Below are 26181 nucleotides of genomic sequence, written 5' to 3'. Positions count from 1 at the left end.
TATATATATGCAAAATAAATTACTTTGCCGCATACTGCTGACAGTGCTCACAGTTTCGACCCAATTGGCAACATCTCTCTACGCCCAAGAACACAATAGCGGACGTTACGCTATTGACCTATCCATCACTCCCCTGTCTTCGGTTAATATTGGCCCCCTAAAAAGCCTTGATGGTTCAGCGGGTCATATCAGTAAAAACTATATATCAGGATTGGTACGTGGTACATATCAACATACTGAAAGATGGTCATTTAGTGTGGGGTTAGGTTATTCGTCACAAAAAGTGACAACAACATATCCAGTAATAAATCCTAATATTGAACAGAAAAAATATTTCACAAGTCTCCATATTTGGGAGGTTCCTTTGGAGGCTCGAATAGGTTTTTTAAAGTATTTCTATGCAAGTGCAGGACCTATGATACATTTACAGCAGAACTCAAACAGTCATGTCGACAAACAGAACGGTCTTGGCTTCAACATTAGCGTGGGCACTAAAATTCCTTTGTCCCAATCTATTGCTGTTTCAGTATCGCCACATTATAAAATGTATTCGCTTATCCCTTTTCAATCTGGTAATCACTACGATAGAATACAGACAGTGGGAGTTCAAATCGGAATAAGCTATAGCTTTGGAAAGCACTGAATATTATGAAAAAGAAATAAAAAATCCCCCGCAATTATCATAACTGCTGGGGGATTTAGATACATCCATGAGGACAATAACGATTACTCCCTCTTGCGCTTTCCTACTTTACCCAGAATCCTACTTGTCGTATAACTCACTGCAGTCCCAACAGCCGCCATCAAAGCTGTATGCAGTAAATCGCCAAAAGAAAAACTAACCCAAATGGAACACAGCGTACCACCTACAGTACCGATACGCATATCATTAAGTTTCATCGTGCACCTCCTCACTTTTTTTCTCATTATCGTCAAGCACTGTTTCCACCACACCCAGTCCCAGGGCAAAATATTTAATAATATTCAAAGCCTTCCCAGGCAACTTTATCGGCGCCATGAAAACCACTTGCAGCACCCGACTTATTTTCATTAGTATCTTTTTCATTTTACTTATTGTTAGCTTCATCACTCGTTATTCTGTTACTGGTCACTTCGTCTCTAATCTCCAGGTAAACCACTTCTCCAGCCTTCATAACCATTAATCTTTTATAGAAAGTCAGATAGGCTTTCATCGATTGCTGTAAATCATAGTCCCCTCCACCAGTTTCCCAACTATTGCCCACCAATAAGCAACCAGCGGTATCTCCAAAATTATTACCGATATGGATGTATACGTAGCTATAGTTCGGAATCTCTCAGATTTCGACCATCCCACGGTGCAGTTCCGGAAATCTCCGTCTGTACCGTGCATTCATGGCACCATAGGTATTTAAGGCCAATGGATAGACACCCTCTGGAATCGCTGTTTTGCTTTTGATCTTGACATCGCGTACCAGATCCTCCAAGCCGTAGCAGACCAAGATCTCGTCGATATAGATTTCAGACAGGGTACTGTTATTCCCCTGTCCGATTCGTTTGACTACTACCCGATTCATCGTGCTGTAAGGCTCACCGCATCGCACCAATCCCCTATTCCCCTTTTATTACGGGCACGCACACGCATGTAATAGGTAAAACCGGGCTGCACCGGCGAGAATATATTAGCATAACTCGTACTGGTCTGCAACATCTCTCCCCATACCGGCTGATCAAAAGCATCCAAGGTACCTGCTATCTGATATTCGTATAAAATAGCTTCTCTCAATGGTTTGAACTTGACCTGCAACTGATTACGCTGCTTTCCATCGACCAGTACCACCTCTTGCACCATTCCTGGTATTTGCGAGCTTTTTGGATCACTCTCCAAGATCAGCCCCGAGCTCAGCAAAATAGAGCGCGAACCATCAGCCACCGTATTGACATAAAAAGCGATGTTTTTCAACTGTCGTGATACCGCCTTCTTACTATCATTCTTTTCTGCTATTTCCAGTACGCTACCACCGCGGCTCGCTTTCTGCCATTTGGCCTTATAGTCATCCGCCTGTGCTTTCAGCTCCACCAGACTGACCGGCAGATCGACCAATATAGCGTGTCCCTCCAGACAGTCCAGTACTTTACCCACCATCGTATTGAACTCATCATCACTGACCAACGAGTAGTCCAAGATTACTTTTTTCTTTCTCATCTTTTGAATTATAATAGCGCCTACGCGCTGTTAAAAAATTAGTTTCAGATGCACTTCCGGACGAACATCATGAAACAAACATAAAAGAGGACAACAGTAAAATTAGAAAAGTGGGACAAAATGGGACAACATGGGACAGTGAATGGAAATGTGGGACAATAAAAAACTGGAAAAATGAGAAACAGCACCAAAAACCAACTACTTCTTGGCTTTCTCTAGTACTATGTTTAAAAGCAGGTTTCACTTCTTTTAAACCTGCGACCCACACTTGATAGCAAGTGAACACTTACGCACAAGAAAGGACCACTTATTCCCAAAATCTGAATAGGTTTTCGAAAGAAGGAGTACATTCAAGGGAACAAGTGGACCTTTATTCAAAAGAAGTACTTGGTCTGTTGAGGAACTGAACACTTATGCACAAGATGTGGACGGATTTCCAAAACTCGTGGACACTTTTTCACTATTCCTGTTCATTTGTTCACAACAAGTGGATAAATTTTCTAAAGTAGTATCCACTTATTGCTAACAAGGGACTGGTTGTTCATAAGAAGTGTTCACAAATAGTCAACAAGTACATACTATTTTCAAAGAGGTGTCTCCCTATCCGAAACAAGTAGCCACTTATATCCACAAGTGTCCACAAGTTGCGGACAAGTACTCCCCTTTTAACAACAAGGGGGTACCTATCCACAAGAAGTGATTACCAAAACAAAAGAAGTAACTAGAGAAAGTGGCACTTGATGTGTCAATTTCCCCAAAATATAGGGGACTTTTCCCTTTGTTTTATCAAATAATGCAACGACATCAGCTTTCAAAAAATAAGATCGCTTCCCCACTGGCACCAACACAACGAAGATCAAAAATGACCTTACGCTCACTTGGCTCATCACCATCTTCCTCAACATTACTATATTGCAAGTCGACAACAACATGTTCGCCTTCTAAAAGACTGTTCATAAAATTAATCAGGTTGCCCTTGTTCTCCTCTCGACCAAAATAAAACTTCCAACCGATACCGAGGTACCAAAGTGCCGAGCTCATGAAATCAATTAAAAATCAAATCATTATTGAATAGTCACTTAAGATATCGATGTACTTCGAAAGATCATTTCTCTTCATGTTCATAATGATATATAATTGGTTATCAGTATAAAAGTAAAAAAAAGATTAAGCCAATAAATTTAGTATTTAAACTAAATTATTTATCAATTTGCAAGTTCACCACTTCGAAAAGTTCATGATGATTAAGATTTGATTTTTATCGGTATCATGGATTATCCAGAGGACAACGCTATTTGGATGGCGAGCCCTGATAAAATTAAAAGTAAGGGTTCAGAAAAATCACTTTTAAAAGACCACTTAAGAAATATCATCTTGCTCCTCATAAAGATCATGTTTAATGTCTTTCAAGGCTTCATCACTGATTTTCTTATTAACGATAGCCAAAGATGTCGTCAATACCACAACAGAAAATATATTGTGATTGGCACGTAATATGGAATCATCTTGAGCGAGTATTTTGTAATATCCATTTTTGGTGTATCACAATAAAAGGTGACGACATTTGTTTGCTTTAATAAAGGAAAGATTGTACATTTAGAGTTACAAATTATAAAAATAACAAACTCATTCCGTTTTCATTGAGCACAAAATTGTCTACCAATAGAATATTATCGGTCACATAAGCCATCTTTTGATGGGAATAAGCTATTTATAAATTATCTAAACAAAAGCTTAAAAGCTATCGTCAAAGAAAAATTTGAAATATCATAAAAAACGAAGAAATATCAGGAACAATCAACAAGATGTTTAAGGATTATATCCTCAAAACTACAATAAGTGATACTGCCATAAAAGGTGCTGGAGCTAAACCATTTTATTACCAAGTTATTAAACACATACCAATAGAAATAACAAAAAAATCTGATGAGTTTAAACACAAAGAAAAATAATTTGATGTTACCTATGTTAATGGGTAATGTTTCCATGAAATATGTAGACATTGATGATACCAAGAATGTATACAGACTGCGCACCAATGCTGAAGTGGGTAAGTATTTGGCCAGAAGTCTAGATAAGTCGCTCGAAGAAATACAACAATTCGTTGCGGATAGGATGAGAATTGATCATTTTTTCACTATCACTACCATTGATACCAACGAGTTTGCTGGCACCATTGCACTGTGGCGTATCGACCTTGAAAATGAGTATGCAGAGCTAGGTTATGAAATGCTACCAGAATTTCAAGGAAAAGGATTGATGGATAGCGCATTGAAACTGGTATTAAACCATGCAGAGACTCTAAACATCAACCATATCGAAGCGAAAACGCATCTAGACAACTTGAAGTCGCGTAAATTGGTTGAAAGGAATGGGTTTATACTACTTGATGGTATTGTTGATGACAACAATCCAGACAATGTGGTGTATGAGTATAAAAATAAAACAATCAAATAAATCAATATATTATGAACTTATCCTTTATAAATATCGGAACAACGGAAATGGCATTTCTAATTATCCCCACTATCGTAATAGTCATTTATACTATTTATCATATCATAAACAATGATAATATACCAGGACATAGAAGAATTTTTTGGATTTTAAGCGTTTTACTGCTCAACTTTATCGCATGTTTGTTTTATTGGTGGTATGGTAAAGGTAAAACGCAGATACAATAGTGAAGGTTGACTGCATTTACACTTCTTTAAGGTGTTGTCGATGACAACAATGAAGGTAATGTAGTGTATGAATATAGGAATGAAAAAGTGAAAATAAGCCAATAAAATTATGAAGTACCAATTTACATTACCTGCATTCCCAAATTCAAAATTTGAAATGGATATTTCGTTTTGGACGGGTAAATCGAAATTATTTAAAGATGAAACACAAGTTGAACGATCTACTGAAAAAGGTAAACCTTTTCTGATATCTGATCCAAACGGAGATTTCGTGAAAGCATATCCTAAACCGTCATTTCTAGATATCGTACCTACTTTACAGATTGATGATATAAAATATAGTATCGTCGAAAGACTTCCTTGGTACCTAATGATATTCGCACTCCTACCCTTTTTATTAGTCTTTACTGGTGGTGGACTGGGCGGTGGTATCGGTGCAGTTGCATCGCTATTTAACCTACAAATCTTAAGAGATAATAATGCCGGCAATATCAAATACCTAAAGGTGATAGGTGTTACATGTGCTGCCTTCTCAGTTTATTTCTTAATAGCGCAGGTGGTAGCGGGATTGTTTTGGTAGATGTATGATAATATGTAATACGGGAAGTCGTAAATTATAACATATAATGTTGATTAGTTTTATTGTATAAATACTTCGAGATAATCTATAAGTCACTCAAATTGGTTGAAAGGAATGGGTATACACTACTTGAAGGCGTTGTTGATGATAATAATGCAGACAATGTGGTGTATGAATATAGCAATGAAACAACCAAATAAAAACCAATAAATTATGAACAAATTAAGTATAACTCATGTACCCTTTATATTGCAACATGGGCTTAAATTATTACTTATTAAACTAGTAACGATTCTATTTTTGTCGGCCAATGTAAACGCTCAATCTCTTATTAAAGAATCGTTTAAGTACACAGCCGACGATTCTATTCGAGTAAACATATGGTTACCATACGAATACAATAAAGTAGACAGTTACCCTGTGATTTACTTCAACAGCTATGGTTCATTGGACCAGTTCGGTTTGAATGTCTCGGCGACAATGAATACGAAAAACGCTAGTTTTCCAAAAGCAATTGTAGTTGAAATTCTTCCAGTCGGTAGTCTTACTACTACCGAGGTGGTTGGATATGATTATTTGAATAAAAACATAAATCAAAATGGACAATTATTTTTAACCACTTTAAAAAATACAATATTCCCCTACATCAATGCTACATACAGTAACTCTACCTTCTCAATTTACCTAGGTCATTCTTACACTGCAAGCTATGGCATTCAGCTATTTTATGATTATCCGAGCTTATTTGATGCGTATATCTTATTTGCACCTGAAATTTTAGATTCGAATTACGCTGTTCCACAGCCAAATACATCCGCTTTAAAGAATAAATTCATGTATATATTTACTGGAACAAATGATATAGAAAGAAGAATAAATCTAAATGGTGATTTAGTAAAAGTACTGTCTGGACACAAAGGACTTGACTTTAAGGGGGAGTTAATTGGTGGTGCTGGACATAATGATATCGTAGAGTTGTCATTAAAAAAAGGCTTTTCAGATCTTTTCAACAATTACTTTAATATTAACAATATTGATAGCACAGATTTGGAAAATTCCTTTAATGCTGAAATTGTTCGTGTCAAAGATGTTTTTAAATTTAAACATGTCAATTTGAATAGATATTATTTCCCTCTTTACAATTTAGCGGAAAAGTATAAAGACAGAGAGTTTCTAAAGTTTCTATTAGAAACAGAAGGAAATCTCTCAAATTCTCCAATACATCTTTTTAATATTGGTTATATCTATTTGAAAACATTTAAAGACATAAAAACTGCTGAAGAACTTTATTTGAAAAGTATCAATACCGCAATAAATATAGGAAAACCAAAAGAGGCGTTTAATGGATATATATGGCTAAGTAAACTTTATATGGATGATAACCCCGATAGGGCTTTCGAGTTATTGGTAGAGGGAGCTGAAAAATGTGGAAGTGATATTCTTTTGTATAATGCTGCAAATTTAGCATTGAAAAATGGTGGTTTGAAGTCTAAAGGAATTAAAATATTAGACGAATTATTAAATCAACCTATCAACATGTCTCTTTATCAATTTGGAATAACAGAAGAAAAAATAATTGAAATAAGAGACAAAATTAAAAACAAATAAAATTATGAATAAATTAAGCTCAATTCTTTTAGTGACATTCAACCTACTGATAGGTTTGATATTACTATTTACAGCGGCAGTCAAGCAATTTGAATTTCTTCAAATCAATGTTCTGACCTATATATTGGGTGGTATAATAATCAGCTCGATTAGCAGTATTGCAATCATTTATTCCACGCAGAAGAAAAACAAGCACATGCGCAAATTCGGTTTCTAATCCGCGAGATTTTAAATTTGTTTTACGTTATTTTCTTCACCATTTAATGATAAAAATAATAGATTAATGAAAATTTTACAATAGATAGATATGAATGACCTTATTAAATCACTAAAAAAAACACTTTTAGCACTTGATAAAGAAAGCATCAAAAGAGACTTAACAGAAAAAGAGAAGAAGCAAAAGGAAAATCTAAAGTATGAAATCTATTGGGCTAAATTCAAAAAATTTAAAGCTGAGTTCGAGAGATTAGTCATCATTGATGTCAAAGAACTATCGAATAATTTGAAAACCCCTCTTCTGAAGAAAAATATCTTGCTAATAAACGAGATGAATATAATAAATACCCGCAAGGATTTTCGTCCAGATCTTCCTATTTATATGATTATATCGATATGTGACAAATCGCTCGGCATGAATAATCGTTGGGAAAATTCACCTTTTCTTCTATTAAAAGGTAATCATGAGAAAGATACAATTGAGTTATATGACTGTAATCAAGATCTAAATAATGTATCTGATTTTATTAAAAAAAATGTATGGGGTAGTCCAATAGAAAAGTTTCTGATCGATAAGTATAAGTTTACTTTATTGAAACCACATATTGAAAAGTGGCTAAATAGGAATGTGGACAGAATTCTTCATAATTAAGATTTCGCCACGAATAATAAGATTGTATGATTCACTTAGTTTTTGTCAGAAATTACAAATAAACAGAATTTGATTGGGTCACAAAAGCCGTAACATTTACAGTTCCAGTGATGTTAACATTGTCAAAAAAACACCTAATAAAGGAGTTCTGGTGAAGCGTAATTTACTTTGGTATTTCATCATTTTTCCTCCAATTGAAAATTAGAAATTCAATCCCGAATACTCCAATATTAAATTCTCCAGTACTTTAGGAGGAGGTCACAAAGAGAAAATATAAAAGATGGTTCCGATCATCTTTTTTCATAAAATATATTTCTAGAACTTAGTTTAATTTTTTAGATTGAAGCATATCCTCTATCCGATTAGCATACTTAATAAAAAATATCCATACAAAGGGTAGTAAAAACATAAATAGAATACTTAATAAAGGTATTCTTTCTTTTGATTTAACGATTTTAATTGTTACAATCATATAGCTGACTAACCAAAAAAATGCTATAAATATTATTAGAAATTTCATATCTCACAGTTTATAATCTAAATATAACAAAATTGAATATTACTAACAACAGCATACCGAAATATTAATTCCCTTTTCTTTAATTTTAGTAATATTAAGTCAAAATAATCAGTAAAACCACTATAATTAACTGATATTATCGGCTTTGATTACACTTCTTTTAAATTTAATTTGTAAAACACTAAATGAATGATATTATTTGTACTAACAGTACACCACACTACCCATAAGAAAAGCGTTCCAGTGCCTGTCTTTTGTTTTATAGATTTTTTTTAGACCACATTCTTCTTATAGAAAATAACTTTCACGATAAACAATCAGGTTCAACAATTAAAAGATTGTGGATTATTTTTTTGGTATATCTTCTCGAGAGGATAAACTGATACTTTAAAAAATATTGCTGCACAACGACCTTTAATCCCTAGACTGGGTAATCAATCAAACTTTAAATTGGAGAACCTTCGCTAAAAAAGCACACACCTACCCTAACCCCAGACTCTTTGCTTGGAACTGTTAAGATAGGTGTGTGTTTAATGATATTATTCAATAGCCTTCTTAATATTCTTTCGCCAAGCGTATAAACTCTTTACGCCAATTGGTACTCGGCTTGTGACCCAGTCGAACGATAACCAGGTTTTTATGTGGATTGACATAGATAAATTGTCCGAGTATACCCTGGGCCATAAAATCGCCATCCAACGAAGGCAACCACCATTGGTACTGATATTTTGCATAATTTCCGCCTGTACTATCTACTCGTGTAGATTCTTTGACCCATTCTGCGGGAACCAACTGTTTACCTTCCCAATTACCCTGATTAAGGTACAACCGTCCCAACTTAGCAAAATCACGTGCCCGCGCATTCAGACAGCAAAAGGTTTTCTCAAGACCATTTTTCTCTTGATCGATACTCCAAGAGGCTGCATACTCCATTCCGACAGGTTGCCATATCTTTTCATTCAGATAGTCAGTAATAGATTTTCCTGCTAAAACACGGTCCAAGACCAAGCCTAAAATCTGTGAATTACCGCTCGCATAGGTAAAACGAGTACCAGGCTCTGCTTCCAGTTTTAAATTCTCGGTACTCTCGCGCAATCCAAGACCATAATAAAATGTAGCGACCTCCCCAAAAGGATTATAGTAACCCTCATTAAATTTAAGTCCTGAGGTCATCTGTAGTAAATGCTCTATCGTTACCTTATCGAAGCCATTCTTTGCCATTTCAGGTATATACTTAGTTACCGGATCATACACAGAAACCGATCAGTCCATCGTCAATGGCACAACCGATCAACATTGAAGTAACAGACTTAGCCATAGAAAAGGAAGGCACAATGGAAGCGGTATCATAGTCGTCAAAATAACGCTCATATAGAATACTGTCATTGCGGATGACCAAGAAAGCGACAGATTTTGTCTGATCTAGGAAATCATCATATGACATATCGATCTCATTAAATGTTCTATTACTCGGTACCAACTCCTTATTGGCTGTATAGAAAGTAAAAGGATTTGTAGAAGGTGGTAGTTCCCGTTTCGGGAAAATTTTGTAGTCATCAATGTCCGCAAAATTGTACCATACAAAACGACCAAATTTACAACTCGAAAGCATGGTCAGCATAAAAATAGCCACAAAAATGAATGAAACTTGACTTCTATACATAAAAAATGAATTAAAGGTTTAAAATATTTAGTTAACTAAGATACAATAAGTTTTCTAAAAAAACTATATCGTAAGGCAAATAGTCGCAAATCTAAATTAAAAAATAGGGTCAAAAAAAAGGTTTCCCGTATTCTTACTGCACATACTCTTCTGTTCGTTTGACTTATCGGCCAGAACCGTTTATTTACTAAGCAATCATTTAAATGATTACTTAGTGAAAGAACCGAAATTTAACGAAGATTCATTACCTTTAAACCACGATGCTACAAGTAACCTGTGCGATAATTGAACATAATAATGAAGTATTGATCTGTCAACGTTCTGTGACGATGAAACTACCCCTGAAATGGGAATTTCCGGGCGGCAAGGTCGAACAGAATGAATCGAAAGAAGATTGCCTACAAAGGGAAATAAAGGAAGAACTGGGTATGATAATCTCTACTGGCCGGGCACTGACTCCGGTAGTACATTACTATCCGAATTTCTCCTTATGCCTCTACCCTTATATATGCGATTGGGAATCTGGAGAACTAATACCGACTGAACATAAACAGGCAATATGGGTAGTACCATCAGAATTATTGAACTACGACTGGGCGGAAGCTGACCTGCCAATAGTTGGTGAGTATTTGAATATGTAGTTTTAGAGCAATTTTAGGATCACTAATCCATCTTGAATATAAAAAATTCTGTAGATCCTAACTGCCGTATTGTTCAATATCAATTGGTGCAGGTTTTATTAATGGTTTCGGAAGGATAGGTCAGAAAATTCATGAAATGAAAAGCAGATGAGCAACAATCATATTTATATACTGAGTGGATTGGGTGTTGACCAAAGGGTATTTTCGAAAATAGACTTTGAAGGTCTTCATGTAACATACATAGATTGGATTTCTCCATTGCGAAAAGAATCTATGTCAGAATATGCTAAACGAATGTCCTTACAGATATTGGATGCTAAACCGATATTAGTTGGTCTCTCCTTTGGGGGTATGATGGCTATGGAAATAGCCAAGATAATTGAGGTGCAAAAAATTGTATTACTTGCTTCTGCAAAAAACGATTGTGAGCTGCCTTTTCTATACAGAGTAATCGGAGCACTAAAGCTCAACCGTATAATCCCGAATGCTTTACTTAAACAGCACAACATTATCGTGGATTATTTCTTTGGTATATCTTCGCGAGAGGATAAACTGATGCTTAAAAAGATATTGCTGGACACCGATCCTATATTTCTCGGCTGGGCAATCAATCAGATTTTAAACTGGAGAAATAGAGAAATCCCTGCTCCTGTTATCCACATCCATGGGAACAAAGACCGTATCATTACCACTACCAAGATAAAGCCAACTTACTTGATTGAAAATGCAGGTCACTTTATGACCATGACCCATGCTAAAGAAATTGAGATGCTGCTAAAAAGAGTTATATAATGTGCTTTGATTTCAAATAATGTTGCTTGTATCGTCAGGAATAACTTATAGGATAGTGCGATATTGGAACTATTAAAGCAAAGAATAAGTCTACCGAAACTATGCCGAAGAAATAGCGAGCGTTATTTCTAAAGAATAGATCACCGCTCCTTCTGGAAACGATGATCTTTTATTGCTTCTACACTCCTACCTTATTATTACAAAAATCCTTTCGGTTTAATGTCAACTATTTTACGACTGTAGCTTCTAATTCAACTTTTAATGTTTCAAACAAACCATTTACTTCCAACATCGTCAAGGCTTGTTCAATATTGTGTTTGGCTTTCCATTCCTGAAGGATAGGGAAATGTGGCCAGAGCTCGGCCGTAGATGTGGTATAAATATTTAATCGGACGATACCCCCACATTCATAACCGGACGAAGTGATTACTTCTTCCAAATTTGATATCGCTTGTTGCAGTTGCAATTTCATTTCTTCATTGCTTGATACGCCATTTTCATCAATCGCAGCCTGACCGGAACAATATAAAGTACCTGTGCTGTTTTTAACTTCAACAGCTTGAACATAACTTCTTTCTTTTTGCCATTTCCAAGGACTAAATGCTCTTTTTTCCATTGTAATAATTTTTTAAGATGATCTAAATAATTTATTATTACAAAATTAAGGAGCATTCTTTGTTCTATCCCTTGACATAGGTCACCATTATAGCGTGATGTATATCACATTTGACTTTCACAGTCTATCCGGTATGGCCCATGATTAAATCATAGGTTCAAAGAAGACTATTTCATTACAAAAGAAGAAGGTCTCTGCAAACTGCTAAAAATGATGATAATGAATTAATATTAGATCGTAATTCGGCTTAATGTCTCTCTAGAAACACCTAAATAAGCCGCCAATTGGGATTTTGGCACGCGCTGCACTAAAGTTGGATGTCTTTCGATAAGTTGATGATAACGTTCTTTCGTATCAGAGGTTAGGCTTGAAATGATTCGCTTTTGAGCAGCTATAAACCCAAAGTAAGCTTTCTCAAGAAAGAAATGTTCTATTTTAGGTAAAGTACGAACTAAGTTGATATAGTTTTCAAAACCAATAAATAGTACATCCGTATTTTCCAGACATATCAAAGACATCGAAGTTTTTTTTTGTGTATAAAACGCCTCAAAATCACTTTCCCACCAATCTTCCATGGCAAAACCTACAATATGTTCGCGTGCGTCAGAATCGTTGTAAACTAGTTTCAGCAATCCTTTACATATAAAGTAATGCTTGGAAACATCCTCTCCTTCTTGAAAAAGGAATTGACCTTTTTTATAGGATTTTGCAGTGAATAAGGAAGCTATGAATTCAAATTCCAGATCTGTAAGTGGAACAATTTTATTAATATGGTTTCTTAGTATCTCAAACATGTCTACTTGGGTGAAAAAATTTGTAGAAAATATACAAAAAAATAGTGGAACTCGGTTATATCAAGCATTCTTTTCTAATTCAACATAAAAATTCACTCGAAATTCTTAGCAATGCTCTCTAAAGATATTTTTACAAAAATAGTTGGATTAAACTATACGATGGTGCTGATGGAATAATTTCGTTCTTGAAAGAGATGTTAACAATGACTTGAATAAGTCAAATTCAAGTAACGGTGAAAATTATTTGCTTTAATAAAGGAAAGATTGTATTTTTAAAGTAAGTATACTGACTTGATTATGAAATGCCACCTAAATTTCAGGAAAAAGGATTAATGTATATCAAATTAAACTAATCCAAAACCATGCAACACCTCTAAACATAAACCATATTGAGCATGAAAAAACTAACCTTATTATTATTTTTACTTTCCATTACGACTATCGTATTCGGGCAGAGTTTTACTGAAAATACGACTCAAATCGTTACTAAATCAGGTATCGGCTTAGGATCAGTTATCGCTGTCGTTACTTCATGGGACAGAAACAAATCTATACTATGGGCTATTTTTCACGGTATCTGTAGTTGGTTTTATGTAATCTACTTTGCTATTACGCGGTAATATCCATAAGACAGTATTAATCTTTTAAAACTAAAAATTATGAAATTATGCTTTCTTAACGTAGGAACATCAGAAATTTTTCTGGGTCTTTTTATCATCCCTTTTATTCTTGTTGTCTATACTATATATCACATTATCAAAAATAAAAATTTGTCTAACGACAGACGAATTCTTTGGTTAATAGTCGTATTTCTATTTAACTTCATTGGAAGCATTTTCTATTGGTGGTTTGGTAAAGATAAGACCAGTGGGATATGAAGCAGCTATTGAACTTCTACCCTTTCCTGATTCGAGCATAAAGGATGGAAAAAATAATAAATCTTAAAAAAACCTTTTATGAAATACGAAGAGGGTCGTACTTTTATGATTGAGGCGACTAGAGCGCATAAGGAAATTCATAATAGTGAGTACCGAAAAATCAAGGCAATTCTTGATTATTCACCAATTACTATCGAATATCCAGGTTATAAAGCTAATGGAGATTATAAAGCATGGTACAAAACTGAAATAATGGATGCTGCTGAAGCTTTAACACATGCTGATATCGTTCATACCATCTTTAATAAGGTCACTAAAGAGAATTTTAACGAATACATTGATTCTTTAGAATGTGTATTTTTATATGGTTTGCAATGCTCAAATACTGGTAATCTAAAAAATTTAATCTTCTGGCTTACCCTACAAGAGGATATAAATTACCCAATGGCTGCAGGAAAACAGGGCCGCAAATTACCATTTCAAAGATACTATGAAGCAATTTTAGCAAAACTAGGACATTACAAACTTGATAGAATAGTATATAGAACTAATAATCATGGTAGTGGAATACCTAGCCTACTGGCGATTCCGTCAGGAATAAAAAAGCCTGTTTTTTATGACTTAGACACTAAATTTTAAGAATTAACGCATGAAACTTGAAAGGTAGCTTCAACAAAATAAATGATTTCAGCAATCAATTATTATAAACAAAACCTCCAAATACCACCGGCAGAAATCAAGAAAGCCGGTAGTAGTGGAGGTCTCAAGAGAACAACTTAAGGAATTAGATCAAGAATTCCTTTAATTGCAAAACATCGGTTATAATATGGTCTGCTGCACTGCTAGATTCCAAATCTGCTTCTTCCCAACTATCAACATTCAACCATATCGTGGTGCATCCATTTAATTTTCCTGGCACCATATCTTTACCATAAGAATCACCTAAGACGACACAGCTAGAGGCAGGAAGATCAATAGCTTGAACACCTAATGTATATATTTCGGGATCAGGCTTACGTACACCTACACGTGCCGATTCAACGACACTATCAAAATACTGCCCTATATGGTAATCTGCTAATATGTTTTCGAGATTGCCATAAAAATTCGATACCATGACCAACTTATACTGTTTGGACAAGGACGCTAATAAAGGCTTCGCGCGTTTTAAAGATGTCAATACTAAAACATGGCATGCCAGCACGATATTAGTGCCAAGGCTTGACACCAACGATTCCAGCTTTAAATATTCAAATTGTGCCTGAATTTTAACAAACAGCACATCTTTGAATGTAAAATGCGATTTAATAATAGGTTCTAAGGCCATTTTGCGTTCTGCGTAAACGTATGCTTGATAAAACTCTTCTTTCCGAACCGGTATACCTTCCAATTGGTATTGGTCCCAAAATACCGAGGCCCAGTGTCTTCCATTGGTGTCTAATGTACCGCCATAATCGACTAAAATACCTGCTATACCTGTAAGTTTATTCATATCTTTTTATATTTATTTTCGGACTATACTCATCCAGACCAACCCGATTCCGATCCATACTATTTCTCGAATACGAGTGGCCAAACCCATGATCACTCCTACTGAGGCTGGGAAACCAATACTGACTAATGCCATCGCCAAACCACCCTCGCGCGTACCCAACTGCATGGGTAGAAAAAAAATTAAATTGGCAAATAAGGAGGAACCCGAGCTAACTATAAAAGCCTGAATGACATCCATATTGAGCCCTAATGCTATACTGATAAAATAAAGTTCGGCACAGCCTACTACTCTTGCTAAAAACTCCCAAGAAAGAGCAGTATAAAAGTTCCTTTTACGGTTATCAAATAGGTCTTTTATCTGGATATCGATATCTTCAAAGACTGCTTTATTATGCGCAATAAGTTTACTGAAGTATTTACCTAAAAAAGGTAGTTTGGTTAGAAACCCTAATACCGAAACGACTAAACCTGATCTATATATCCGAGAAAACCACCAGCAAACCACCAACCCCAAAATGACGATACAGCAACAGGTCAATACCATCAATTTTCCTAGTGGCACGAAAGCCAATATTAAAAAAACAGATATTAACCAAAAAATGATGTGCGATAAGATATGTACCATACCATACAACAATACAGATGAGCTTGCTTTTGCCTGTCCTAAAGCTGGTGTAAGTGCCATGATACGATATGGTTCTCCGCCTAAGGCTACAAAGGGTGTAACATAATTAATGCTATAACCTGAAACAGTCAGTTGCATAATAGTCGAGAATGACAATCGTGTTTCTGGTCGTTGTGCTTCTACGATAATATGACGAAATGCCACTGCATTCATTAAATAAATAACAAACCAACTCAATAATATCGGTACAAACCACCACCCCACCTGTAGCATATTGTCCCAAATGGTATGAGGTCCTATGCGATAGATCATCCAAAGCAATGTTAGGATGCCGAGGATTAAAAATAGAATCTTGTAAAATTTACGCTTCATCTACTGATTGACCTAATTTTTGTATGCAAATAGCACTCACTTGTTCTTGTCTCCTGCACATATAGATCAAGATAGGGTTCAATACAAACATATCAAAGAAAAAATACAACCATACTTGATCTATAAATAGCCAGAGAAACAGGAAAAGTACCCTTGTATTAAATTGAACAATATTGGTATACTTCATTAATGGTCGATTTAAAATTCGAAATCTGGACACGAATTCTGCTGGCATAGTATCGGCGTACTTTTGCTTAACAATTAGTAAAAGATCCTGCAATTTGGGTGATAGATTTTCTTGTAATCTGGTGTAATTTTTATACCCGTTTAAAACAAATTTTTGAAAAAAATCATGTTTCCAACTCATCTTATCTAATTCTTGCTGCAAGTCGTTCGAATTATCCAATTCACTACCGGCCTTGCCTTTAATGAAGTACAAATGCACATTGCGATAATAATCGGCCATAGCGGATTGGAACACATGGGAAACCCCTGCTAGCACACCTGGCACCCATATCCAAGCGGACCAACCTTGGTCCATACACCGAAAACATAGGGCTATGTGGATAGAGGCAAACCAAAAATCTCCAGCGAAACCATCTAAAATACGACCAAAACGACTTTTATTATCTGTTAAACGTGCCAATTGGCCATCTGCACTATCCAAAGAATTGGCAAACACCAACAAGAGCATACCGATGATATTGATCCATAAATCTCCATAGTAGAACAGAATACCTGCTCCTACTCCAAAGAATATACTGGTTATAGTCACTGCATTTGGGGTAATGCCCCATGAAGCGCACAACTGAGCGATACGATAACCTATAGGTCTGTAAAACCAAATATCAATACGTTCTTCTGTATCGTTGGATTTGAGTGATTGTTCAAATAAATTGTCTTCTGAGTTAGACATAATTGATATCTGTTGAATCTTCATCCTTATAAATCATATGATCTATATAGCTTGAAAATTGGTTAAAAATATGGGTGGCTATAGCTTCGGCTCCCTGTTCACGACAGGGCGCAAAACTTGGCCAATCGTTCAGATCTATAATATGGAAACTACCATCGGCATGTACAATGGCATCTCCGCCATAAATACTGACCCCCAATACCTGAGCTGCGCGTATTGCGGTCTGCTGTAGTGCTTCTTTATCAAAAGTATAGTGTGCCGTTAGTCCATTGATCTGCTCATAAGCTGCATATTTATGATGATTCAGATCGTAGGGATGGAAACAATAAAAGAAGTCAGTCCCGTCTACGCCATAGAATTTGACCAGATCTCCAAAGAGATGTTTTGATATCACGGCCTCATCAATACCACGTATGGCATATTCGGCCAATATATTGTTAGCTTCTTCTTTTGTACTGGCAAAACTTACATCTTCTTTGTGCACAGCATGAAAATCTCCTCGTTTGATCCAGATGCCAGGGGCTCCAAATCGATCGAATAGATAACCTATATCTGAATGGGTAGCGACAATCTCACTTTCAGGATATGGAATGCCCTGTTGCATCAGCGCTTGCGTCATGAGGGTTCGAAAACAGTTTTGTATGCCTTGAGCAGAATTAATAACCAGTACTCCTCTTCGTTCCAACATTTTTAAATGATGGACCAATTCTTTGGATCTCCCCATTGTAATGATAGGCTCATCGTTGTAATCTTCCAATTTCAAGAATGCCCCCTCAGTAACTGATGTTATGGTAACACCTTCTTTTTCTACTAATTCAATAACGGCCTTAAAGATGGCCGCATCATTATTGATATGATTGGGGGAGAAATCATTCATTCTCCATATGCCGTACACTCTCATACTTTTAACTTTTGTTCTAATAAAAAATATTCGGCCGTTTCCCGGTCATGCAAATGATCAACATCTATTATTTTAGCAAAAGGATATGCCTTTATATCCAAACCTTGATCGATTAAAAATCTTTGATAATTACGCATACGATGGTTACCTGCCGCTAAAGATGTGGCAGCAGCATCGATTGCTTTTCTGCGTAGACAATAGATCCCGCCCGACACAAAGGATGCTTGTGGATACTTCCTATCTGAAAAACAAACAATGCGTTGGTCATTATCTACTGTAACATATAATGGACTCTCATCGTCAACGAAAGGTGTTACTGCAAATAACCCATCCATATCACCTTGTTGAAATTCTTCGATATAACGCCCGAAGGTCTCAGGTTCGAAGACCGTATCTGTCGTGGTCAAACAACAGGAATCCCAATATTGAAAGGCTTTATGCAATTCAACAAAGCTATGCAACGAGCTTTCAGTATTTTTAATCAAAAGATGAATAGGTATACTAAAGGCGTAGTTTTTTAAAAATTTATGGAGTTCCTTATTCTTTTCATTGATAATAATAAAAACTGACCTAGCGCCTTGGTCTGCAAAGACATTAATCAATCGTTCGATCATTGGAATGCCCAAAAGCGTCAATAATGGCTTCGCTTTCTTAAATCCTTCATCTTTTAAACGCTGTCCTTCTCCGGCAGCAATAATCGCATATTCCATGTATAATTGGTATAACCCTCGAAGGAGATGTTTTGTCCCTCGAGGGAGATGTAAATGTGGCTATTATGAGTTACATATTATCTACCAGCTCTTGATAATAATCAAGACCTAGATGTGTGATCAAATCTTCGCCCATCATATGGCGCAAGGTGTTCTGTAATTTGATCAACTGCTTAAAAATATCATGCTCGGCTGGTAGACCTGGTGCTGTCTGTGGTGATTTCAAATAAAATGAAAGCCATTCTTGAATACCATGCATACCGGCACGCTGTGCTAAATCTATAAATAAGGCTAGATCCAATGCTACTGGAGCTGCTAATATCGAGTCACGACATAAGAAATTGATCTTGATCTGCATCTTATAACCCATCCATCCAAAAATATCAATGTTATCCCAACTTTCTTTGTTATCGCCATGAGGTGGATAGTAGTTGATGCGTACTTTATGGTATAAATTGCCATATAATTCAGGATTTTTCTTAGCATCTAGAATTTCCTCCAATACGCTCAATTTGGAAACTTCTTTTGTTTTGAAGTTTTCTGGGTCATCCAATACTAGTCCATCTCGATTACCTAAAATATTGGTAGAGAACCAACCCTCTACTCCTAATGCGCGAGCTTGTAAACCTGGAGCAACAATTGTTTTCATTAAGGTCTGACCTGTCTTAAAATCTTTTCCGGCAATGGCAACTCTGTTGAGCTTGGCCAATTCCTCGATGGCAGGTACATCACAACTTAAATTTGGAGCTCCGTTGACATATGGTGCCCCTTGTTTCAATGCTGCATAAGCATAGATCATACTTGGAGGTATACGCTGGTCATTTTGATCCAAAGCGTCTTCAAAATTCATTAAACTATCAAATATATCCGAACCTGCTATGTATTTTTCTGTTGATCCACACCAAAGAACTACTATACGATCACAATGATGTGTTGCTTTGAAATTTTCAATATCTGCTTGTACTGCATCTGCTAAATCTCTTTTAGTTAAGCCCTCCTTAATGTGTGTTCCATCTAAATTTTTAACAAATTCGCGATCAAAGACAGCTTTCATAGGTACGATACTCTCAAGTTCAGCACGTACCTGCTCCAATTGATGTGGTTCTAAAACTGCCGCTTTTGATGCCGCTTCATACACATTATCGGCATAAACATCCCAACCTCCGAAAACGATATCTTCTAATTTTGCTAAAGGAACAAAATCTTTTATCAATGGATTCCGATCTTCTGTACGCTTACCTAATCGAATACGGCTTAATTGAGAAACTGAGCCAATGGGTTTAGAATAGCCCTTATTAACACCTGCTACACCTGCAATCAATGTTGTTGCTACGGCTCCTAATCCGGGTATCAATATACCTAGTTTACCTTTTGCTTCGCTTACTTGTTGTTTCATGTTGTTCTTTTTAAGTGATAATTAATGTGGTTACAATGAAATCTGATTTTTAATAATGTCCTGAACGCAAGCATTCAGGACACATCGTTGAACATATATAGACTACTACGTACTATGCTAATAGCGACCACCACCCAATGCGCGGTAAAGGTTGACTTCCGCTAAGAGCCTTTGGTTTTTGAGAGCTGCATTATCAAGCTCTGATTGTAATTTGCTTTGTTGAGCTGTTATTACTTCGATGTATGTCGCCATATCATTTTTGAATAATTGGTCGGCATTAACAATCATCTCAAGGTTTCTTTGTACCAAGCCTGTTGATATCGTCTGTTGCTCATCTAACGAGGCGATATTTGCCAAAATATTGGAAACTTCGGTCACAGCCTGCAAGACACTTTCTTTAAACTGAATCTCTGCTTGTTCTCCAGCTAGGATGGATTGGTTATATGCTGTCTTTAATTGTCTACCCTGTAATATTGGCTGTGTAATGGAACCAGCAACTGCTCCAAACAACGATCCTGGGATATTGAACCAATCACTCGCCTTGAAAGCATTCAACCCACCTTGTGCAGTAATATTCAAGCTAGGATACATACTAACTTTAGATACATGCACCTGTGCTACTGCTTTTTGAAGGGCTAGTTCTGCTGTTCGTACGTCTGGTCTTAAAGCAAGCATTTCTGCTGGGATACCGGTAGACAGCTGGTCTTTTACTGTTAACGATAACAGACTTGTCCTTCTTTCAATTTGACCTGGCATACGACCTACCAATGCTTGCAGGCTATTTTCCTGCACAGTAATCTGCTCCTCTAATACTGGAATTGTCTTGGCAACAACATCTCGATTACTTTCTTGTTGCTGAACGGCTAATAACGTAGTCAGTCCCAAAGTGTACTGGACACGTGACATTTGTAGTACATTGTCAATCAAACTTAAATTCTTCAGACTGATTTCCTTTTGTAAATCCAACATCAAAAGATTATAATAGCCTTGCGCTATAGTACTGACCAATCGTGTCTGTACAGCCTTTCTAGCCTCCTGAGTCTGGAGGTAGCTGGTCAAAGCAATCTCTTTGCGTCCTTTGATCTTACCCCAGATATCTGCTTCCCAAGAAATGTTGAGCGTAGAAGAGTAATCTTCCATGTACCTTTTCCCTGTCGCTTGAACAGCTGTCGTCCCATTTATACTATTATCTGATGGACGAGTCACAGAACCTGTTCCTGCCGTTAGTCCGATTTGCGGTATATGACCCCATTTTGCTTGTTTCATCGATTCATTAGCGATCTCAATCTGTGTGATTGCAACCAGTAGGTCATTATTATTTAACAATGCACTATCAATTAACGCAAGTAGCGTTTGATCATTAAAAAATTCTCGATATGAAATAGCTCCAATGGAATTAGTAGTATCCACAATTGTCACTGTCTGTCCTTGCGGAAATTCACTTGGGACATTGGCTTCTTGTGGTATGTATTTCGAAGACTTACATGAGTAAGCCAGTAGTAGGCTTACACATAGACAAGTCATGTTTATTTTATTTTTATTCATGTCAATCCGTACCATTTGATTTACTATTAATTTGAAACTTCGGCTTCTTCGTATTCCCAATCACTTTCATCAACTGGTTTACCACTTAGACGCTCTTGTAGATATTGAAATACCACGAATAATATTGGAGTTAATAGCAAACCGAAAATAGTCCCTGCTATCATGCCAAATACAGCTGCATAACCAATGGAATGATTACCAATTGCGGATGGACCGACAGCAAATAATAAAGGTGTCAAACCTGCTATAAAAGCTAACGAAGTCATGAGAATAGGTCTAAGTCGCGCCTTAGCACCTTCAACTGCTGCTGCAACTAAACTCTTTCCTGCTCGCCTGCGTTGGATCGCAAATTCGATAATCAGGATAGAGTTCTTGGCCAATAAACCAATCAACATTATCAGTGCGACCTGCACGTATATATTATTGGATAGATCTGCAAGACTTATCCCAATGAATACACCTAATAACCCGGCAGGGATACTGATCAATACTGACCATGGCAAAATATAGCTTTCGTATTGGGCAGAAAGAAGGAAGTAAATGAATATGATACTTAATCCAAAAATTACCGCTGTCTGTCCACTTGAAGACTTCTCTTCCCGGCTCATCCCTTTCCAATCATGTGCAAAGCCATTTGGTAAGAAGCTAGCACTAACCTGTTCTACTGCTTCCATAGCTTGCCCAGTACTATATCCAGGATTGGGCATTGCCGTGATATTGATGGCATTGAATAAGTTAAAATGCTCAACAGTCTCTGGACCAGAAACCGGTTTCAATGTGACTAAACTATTGATGGGTACCATCTGACCCAATTGGTTCTTTAATTGAATTCCATCCAAGGATGACGGATCTGCTCTGAATTCGGGAGACGACTGAATCACGACACGGTAATATTTACCGAATCGATTTAGATCAGATGCCTGCATACTTCCGTAATAACCTTGCATAACTGCCATAAGATCCGAAACATTGACATGAAGTTGTTTTGCCTTCATTTCATCAACAATTATTTCAAATTGTGGATAAGAGGCATTAAATGTGGTAAAAGCGAAGGCAATCTCTGGGCGTTGCATCAATGCACCCATATAACCATTTGACACCTCACTGAATTTAGCTAAACTACCCGCTGTCTTATCTTGTAATACAATTTCCAATCCTGATGTATTACCAAACCCTGAAACCGTAGGCATTCCTAACACAAAGAAATTTGCTCCTTGATGACTTTGAAGTTGGCCTTGGAGAGCTCCCAAAATCTGATCGATATCTTTAACATCCCCCCTTTCTTTTAAAGGCTTTAAACGGATCATCATAACACCTGACGAAGAGGATGTGCTGAATGTCATCATATTAAGACCTGAAACATTAATAACAGATTCAACTGCTGGGTGCTTTTGGATATCCAACTCAGCTGCTGTCATCAATTGCGTGGTACGGTCTAAAGAAGCTCCTGGAGGTGTGTTGACCATCGCCATTAAGAAACTTTGATCTTCATCTGGAATAAAACCAGTCGGAGTCGTACGAAACATCCAGATGAATAAACCGATGAGCAATGCTAAAGCTGAAAATGCTACTGACTTACGCTTGATTAAAAAGAGTACCGATTTACCATAGCGAAATGTCATCTTATTAAACGCGGCATTGAAACCTGCAAAGAAGCGTTCTTTAAAATTGGTTTTCTTTCCTTCGGTATGACCATCATGTGATTTTAACAAAATGGCACATAGAGCTGGACTTAGAGTTAAAGCATTAAGTGCAGAAATCAGAATAGCCATCGCCAATGTCAATGCAAATTGTTGATAGAATACCCCTGTTGGGCCTTCCATAAAGGCTACTGGGACAAAGACAGCAGACATCACTAAGGTAATGGATATGATCGCGCCCGTGATCTCACTCATGGCCGACATCGTCGCTGCTTTAGCATTTAACTTTTTCTTCTCCATCTTGGCATGTACTGCTTCGACCACGACAATAGCATCATCCACCACGATACCAATAGCCAAAACCAGAGCAAACAGTGTCAACAAATTAATAGAGAATCCAAACAACTGCATAAAAAAGAATGTACCTATAATCGAAACAGGGACTGCAATGGCAGGAATTAGGGTCGATCTAAAATCTTGCAGGAAGATAAATACAACAATAAACACTAATATAAACGCCTCTATAAGCGTAGTAATTACCTGCTCAACAGATTGATCCAATGATTCTTTGGAAGAATAAGGTGTAGTGTATTTGAGACCTGCGGGAAAAGATTTAGCAAGCTCGGCCAAGCGCTCTTGCATGGCTACTTCAACAGCATTTGCATTTGATCCCGCTGTTTGAAATAAGGCAATCATGATTGCCGGTTTCTTATTGTAACTTGTACTAACCGTATTGGTATACGAACCAAACTCTACTTTTGCGATATCTTGAAGTCGCAGAACTGATCCATCTGAATTAGCTCGTACAATTATATTTTCGTAATCTTCAACTTCTATGAGCTTACCTTTGTAACGGATAACATATTCAACAGCTTCTTTTGTACTTTCACCAAATCTTCCTGGGGCAGCTTCCAGATTCTGACTTTGAATCGCAGCTGAGACTTCTTGAGGAGTAATACTATAAGATGCCATCTGTGTTGGATTGAGCCACACACGCATGGAATAATCTTTATTACCAAACACCTGAGCATCACCAACACCTGTAATACGCTTTAATTCTGGTACAATATTAATCTTAGCATAGTTCTCGATAAAAAGCTCGTCCGATTTGCTGTCATCAGAATAAAGAGTAATCATAGCAACCATACTATTCTGCCTCTTAAGGGTTGTTACTCCAAATTGAGTAACTTCAGCAGGTAACATACTCGTTGCCTGAGAGACTCGGTTTCTGAACATTGACGGCTGCTTGATCAGGATCAGTGCCTAACTTGAATACAACAGTAAGCATTAAACTACCATCATTACTTGATGTAGAGGTCATGTAGTCCATATTTTCTACCCCATTGATTGCATTCTCAAGGGGTGGTGCTACTGATCTAGCAATTACCTCTGCCGAGGCACCTGGATACATAGCAGTAACCATCACACTTGGGGGTGCGATTTCCGGGAATTTGGTTATCGGTAATCCCATCATAGCAACTACACCGAGAATAACCAATAAAATGGATATAACGGTCGCCAATACTGGCCGTTTTATTATCTTTTTTAACATAATGTCTTCTGAAAATGATACCTAGGACTTTTTTAAACTGTCTTGACTTGTTGCGCTTACGGACTTGACCTTTACAGGCATGCCATTTTGAAGAAAACTCAGTCCATTAGTAATAATCTGATCTCCTGACTGAAGACCTGATTGAACGAAATAGTCCCCTCCCTGTTTACCGCTGACTACAATAGCAGTTTGTACTGCTTTGCCATCCTTATCAATGGTATAAGCGAAAATTTTATCTTGAACAGCTGTAGTGGCTGTAACCGGGACTAATACGACATTATCAACAGGGTGCTCAATAAGTACTTTTCCGGTATTGCCTGTGCGTAACTGTCCTTCTGGATTTTGAAATTTAGCGCGTAAAGTAATCGAACCCGTATTCTTGTCAAATTGTCCCTCGATGGCATCAATCTTTCCAAGCTGAGAGAATGCTTGGCCATTGGCAGTCAATAAAGTGACTAGCTCCGCATCCTTTAACTTCTCAGCAGTTGAGCTCCCTTCCAATCTATCTTGAAAATTCACAAAATCGATTTCACTCATTGAAAAGTAAGCGTATACAGCATGTGTATCTGACAGCATAGTCAATGGATTGACAGCACTTGGATTAATTAAACTACCTAAACGATATGGGATACGACCAATAGTTCCGTTAACAGGAGCTTTAATCGTGCAGAATTCCAAATTAATTTTCGCCGTTTCGTAAGCAGACATCGCTTGGGCTAATGCTGCTTGAGCTCCATCGAATGAAGCTTGCGCCTGTTCAACCTGAAGTGTAGACACTAATTTATTGCTTACTAATTCTTTTTTACGATCTAAATCTATTTTAATATTGGACAGATTCGCTTTCGCAGCTAAAATAGCAGCTTGCGCAGTTTTATATTGCTCCCTATACATACGATCGTCGACTTGGAACAAAACTTGACCCGCACGGACTGTGGCACCTTCTTCTACATAGATCTTATGTAAATACCCCGAAACTTGAGGACGGATTTCAACATTAACAACTCCTTCTATACTACTAGCATATGTTTTTGTTAATGTTCCACTCCCCTTTTGAAGTGTCATAACAGGAACTTCAACCGGAGCTGCTGCCCCAGGACCATGCTTTGGGTTTTGACTACAACTTGTTAAGAAGGCTAAACTAAGTCCAAGCAAAGTTGTACTAAAAACTGATTTTCGATTCATCTGAAATATATTATGTTTT

Annotated in this window: 30 protein-coding genes and 1 pseudogene; 12 read left to right on the top strand and 19 right to left on the bottom strand. The window is 36.9% G+C overall.

Annotation, left to right across the window (positions count from 1 at the left end):
* Window positions 1–7: 7 nt before the first annotated feature.
* A complete protein-coding gene (locus ACFX5U_RS10480) occupies window positions 8–643 on the top strand; it encodes an outer membrane beta-barrel protein (protein WP_400263411.1) in 636 nt (211 codons plus the stop codon).
* An 83-nt stretch (window positions 644–726) separates the two neighbouring features.
* On the opposite strand, the gene ACFX5U_RS10475 is transcribed toward ACFX5U_RS10480, so the two are convergent.
* From ACFX5U_RS10475 to ACFX5U_RS10455, 5 genes and pseudogenes are all read right to left on the bottom strand, one after another.
* On the bottom strand, window positions 727–900 hold the full coding sequence (locus tag ACFX5U_RS10475; protein ID WP_400263410.1) for a hypothetical protein: 174 nt from the start codon (window positions 898–900) through the stop codon (window positions 727–729).
* The gene (locus ACFX5U_RS10470; protein ID WP_280567938.1) at window positions 890–1066 is read right to left on the bottom strand and encodes a hypothetical protein; all 177 of its coding nucleotides are present in this window, start codon (window positions 1064–1066) and stop codon (window positions 890–892) included. Before ACFX5U_RS10470 ends, ACFX5U_RS10475 begins: the two co-directional genes overlap by 11 nt.
* 1 nt (window position 1067) lies before the next feature.
* Window positions 1068–1556 (bottom strand): annotated as a pseudogene (locus tag ACFX5U_RS10465) (DUF5675 family protein).
* Window positions 1553–2059, bottom strand: coding sequence for a fibronectin type III domain-containing protein (locus tag ACFX5U_RS10460; protein WP_400263409.1), 507 nt, complete (start codon window positions 2057–2059; stop codon window positions 1553–1555). The pseudogene ACFX5U_RS10465 and the gene ACFX5U_RS10460 overlap by 4 nt, the downstream one beginning before the upstream one ends.
* A 930-nt stretch (window positions 2060–2989) precedes the next feature.
* Window positions 2990–3226: a PD-(D/E)XK nuclease family transposase gene (locus tag ACFX5U_RS10455; RefSeq protein WP_400263408.1), complete on the bottom strand. Its 237-nt coding sequence runs from the start codon at window positions 3224–3226 to the stop codon at window positions 2990–2992.
* A gap of 885 nt (window positions 3227–4111) precedes the next feature.
* Between ACFX5U_RS10455 and ACFX5U_RS10450 the strand changes: the two genes are divergently transcribed.
* The 6 genes from ACFX5U_RS10450 (at window position 4112) to ACFX5U_RS10425 (ending at window position 7925) form a co-directional block, all read left to right on the top strand.
* Window positions 4112–4642: a GNAT family N-acetyltransferase gene (locus ACFX5U_RS10450; protein WP_280567951.1), complete on the top strand. Its 531-nt coding sequence runs from the start codon at window positions 4112–4114 to the stop codon at window positions 4640–4642.
* An 11-nt stretch (window positions 4643–4653) separates the two neighbouring features.
* Window positions 4654–4869 carry a PLDc N-terminal domain-containing protein gene (locus ACFX5U_RS10445; RefSeq protein ID WP_400263407.1) on the top strand — a complete coding sequence of 72 codons (216 nt, stop codon included), beginning with the start codon at window positions 4654–4656 and terminating at the stop codon, window positions 4867–4869.
* Window positions 4870–4978: 109 nt separating this feature from the next.
* Window positions 4979–5449: a hypothetical protein gene (locus tag ACFX5U_RS10440; protein WP_280567954.1), complete on the top strand. Its 471-nt coding sequence runs from the start codon at window positions 4979–4981 to the stop codon at window positions 5447–5449.
* Window positions 5450–5662: 213 nt separating this feature from the next.
* Window positions 5663–7057, top strand: coding sequence for an alpha/beta hydrolase-fold protein (locus tag ACFX5U_RS10435; protein WP_400263406.1), 1395 nt, complete (start codon window positions 5663–5665; stop codon window positions 7055–7057).
* A 4-nt stretch (window positions 7058–7061) separates the two neighbouring features.
* The gene (locus ACFX5U_RS10430) at window positions 7062–7274 is read left to right on the top strand and encodes a hypothetical protein (protein ID WP_400263405.1); all 213 of its coding nucleotides are present in this window, start codon (window positions 7062–7064) and stop codon (window positions 7272–7274) included.
* Window positions 7275–7364: 90 nt separating this feature from the next.
* Window positions 7365–7925, top strand: coding sequence for a hypothetical protein (locus ACFX5U_RS10425; protein ID WP_400263404.1), 561 nt, complete (start codon window positions 7365–7367; stop codon window positions 7923–7925).
* A 1075-nt stretch (window positions 7926–9000) separates the two neighbouring features.
* On the opposite strand, the gene ACFX5U_RS10420 is transcribed toward ACFX5U_RS10425, so the two are convergent.
* Window positions 9001–9666 (bottom strand): serine hydrolase domain-containing protein, encoded by a 666-nt coding sequence (locus ACFX5U_RS10420; RefSeq protein ID WP_400263403.1) that lies wholly within the window; start codon window positions 9664–9666, stop codon window positions 9001–9003.
* A gap of 25 nt (window positions 9667–9691) precedes the next feature.
* Window positions 9692–10108 carry a hypothetical protein gene (locus ACFX5U_RS10415; protein WP_400263402.1) on the bottom strand — a complete coding sequence of 139 codons (417 nt, stop codon included), beginning with the start codon at window positions 10106–10108 and terminating at the stop codon, window positions 9692–9694.
* Window positions 10109–10368: 260 nt separating this feature from the next.
* Between ACFX5U_RS10415 and ACFX5U_RS10410 the strand changes: the two genes are divergently transcribed.
* The gene (locus ACFX5U_RS10410) at window positions 10369–10749 is read left to right on the top strand and encodes a (deoxy)nucleoside triphosphate pyrophosphohydrolase (protein WP_400263401.1); all 381 of its coding nucleotides are present in this window, start codon (window positions 10369–10371) and stop codon (window positions 10747–10749) included.
* A gap of 147 nt (window positions 10750–10896) precedes the next feature.
* Window positions 10897–11541 carry an alpha/beta fold hydrolase gene (locus ACFX5U_RS10405; RefSeq protein ID WP_400263400.1) on the top strand — a complete coding sequence of 215 codons (645 nt, stop codon included), beginning with the start codon at window positions 10897–10899 and terminating at the stop codon, window positions 11539–11541.
* Between the two features lie 226 nt (window positions 11542–11767).
* On the opposite strand, the gene ACFX5U_RS10400 is transcribed toward ACFX5U_RS10405, so the two are convergent.
* Together ACFX5U_RS10400 and ACFX5U_RS10395 are read right to left on the bottom strand one after the other, a co-directional pair.
* Entirely contained in the window at window positions 11768–12157 is a 390-nt protein-coding gene (locus ACFX5U_RS10400) for a RidA family protein (protein WP_400263399.1), read from the bottom strand.
* A 230-nt stretch (window positions 12158–12387) separates the two neighbouring features.
* Window positions 12388–12951: a Crp/Fnr family transcriptional regulator gene (locus ACFX5U_RS10395; RefSeq protein WP_400263398.1), complete on the bottom strand. Its 564-nt coding sequence runs from the start codon at window positions 12949–12951 to the stop codon at window positions 12388–12390.
* Between the two features lie 395 nt (window positions 12952–13346).
* Here ACFX5U_RS10395 and ACFX5U_RS10390 point away from each other — a divergent pair, with 395 nt between their 5' ends.
* From ACFX5U_RS10390 to ACFX5U_RS10380, 3 genes are all read left to right on the top strand, one after another.
* Window positions 13347–13571, top strand: a complete 225-nt coding sequence (locus ACFX5U_RS10390; protein WP_400263397.1) for a hypothetical protein — start codon at window positions 13347–13349, stop codon at window positions 13569–13571.
* A 39-nt stretch (window positions 13572–13610) separates the two neighbouring features.
* Window positions 13611–13829, top strand: a complete 219-nt coding sequence (locus ACFX5U_RS10385; RefSeq protein WP_400263396.1) for a PLDc N-terminal domain-containing protein — start codon at window positions 13611–13613, stop codon at window positions 13827–13829.
* A gap of 78 nt (window positions 13830–13907) precedes the next feature.
* Complete coding sequence (locus ACFX5U_RS10380) at window positions 13908–14468, top strand: hypothetical protein (protein ID WP_400263395.1); 561 nt, start codon at window positions 13908–13910, stop codon at window positions 14466–14468.
* A gap of 145 nt (window positions 14469–14613) precedes the next feature.
* On the opposite strand, the gene ACFX5U_RS10375 is transcribed toward ACFX5U_RS10380, so the two are convergent.
* From ACFX5U_RS10375 to ACFX5U_RS10330, 10 genes are all read right to left on the bottom strand, one after another.
* A complete protein-coding gene (locus tag ACFX5U_RS10375; protein WP_400263394.1) occupies window positions 14614–15321 on the bottom strand; it encodes an HAD family hydrolase in 708 nt (235 codons plus the stop codon).
* Between the two features lie 12 nt (window positions 15322–15333).
* Window positions 15334–16320, bottom strand: coding sequence for a lysylphosphatidylglycerol synthase transmembrane domain-containing protein (locus ACFX5U_RS10370; protein WP_400263393.1), 987 nt, complete (start codon window positions 16318–16320; stop codon window positions 15334–15336).
* Complete coding sequence (locus ACFX5U_RS10365) at window positions 16310–17236, bottom strand: CDP-alcohol phosphatidyltransferase family protein (RefSeq protein WP_400263392.1); 927 nt, start codon at window positions 17234–17236, stop codon at window positions 16310–16312. The genes ACFX5U_RS10370 and ACFX5U_RS10365 overlap by 11 nt, the downstream gene beginning before the upstream one ends.
* Window positions 17229–18137 (bottom strand): hypothetical protein, encoded by a 909-nt coding sequence (locus ACFX5U_RS10360; RefSeq protein ID WP_400263391.1) that lies wholly within the window; start codon window positions 18135–18137, stop codon window positions 17229–17231. The genes ACFX5U_RS10365 and ACFX5U_RS10360 overlap by 8 nt, the downstream gene beginning before the upstream one ends.
* A complete protein-coding gene (locus ACFX5U_RS10355) occupies window positions 18134–18847 on the bottom strand; it encodes an NDP-sugar synthase (protein WP_280567991.1) in 714 nt (237 codons plus the stop codon). The genes ACFX5U_RS10360 and ACFX5U_RS10355 overlap by 4 nt, the downstream gene beginning before the upstream one ends.
* A gap of 70 nt (window positions 18848–18917) precedes the next feature.
* Window positions 18918–20243, bottom strand: coding sequence for an inositol-3-phosphate synthase (locus tag ACFX5U_RS10350; RefSeq protein ID WP_280567994.1), 1326 nt, complete (start codon window positions 20241–20243; stop codon window positions 18918–18920).
* A 117-nt stretch (window positions 20244–20360) separates the two neighbouring features.
* Window positions 20361–21767, bottom strand: a complete 1407-nt coding sequence (locus tag ACFX5U_RS10345; protein ID WP_400263390.1) for an efflux transporter outer membrane subunit — start codon at window positions 21765–21767, stop codon at window positions 20361–20363.
* Between the two features lie 47 nt (window positions 21768–21814).
* Window positions 21815–24664, bottom strand: coding sequence for an efflux RND transporter permease subunit (locus tag ACFX5U_RS10340; RefSeq protein ID WP_400263389.1), 2850 nt, complete (start codon window positions 24662–24664; stop codon window positions 21815–21817).
* On the bottom strand, window positions 24618–24980 hold the full coding sequence (locus ACFX5U_RS10335; protein WP_400263388.1) for an efflux RND transporter permease subunit: 363 nt from the start codon (window positions 24978–24980) through the stop codon (window positions 24618–24620). Before ACFX5U_RS10335 ends, ACFX5U_RS10340 begins: the two co-directional genes overlap by 47 nt.
* 21 nt (window positions 24981–25001) lie before the next feature.
* Window positions 25002–26162 carry an efflux RND transporter periplasmic adaptor subunit gene (locus ACFX5U_RS10330; protein ID WP_400263387.1) on the bottom strand — a complete coding sequence of 387 codons (1161 nt, stop codon included), beginning with the start codon at window positions 26160–26162 and terminating at the stop codon, window positions 25002–25004.
* Window positions 26163–26181: the final 19 nt, after the last annotated feature.

The organism is Sphingobacterium sp. SG20118 (assembly GCF_044740685.1).
Classification (GTDB): Bacteria; Bacteroidota; Bacteroidia; order Sphingobacteriales; family Sphingobacteriaceae; genus Sphingobacterium.
The sequence above is the reverse complement of the archived record's forward strand: the minus strand, read 5'-3'. Positions and strand labels throughout refer to the sequence as shown.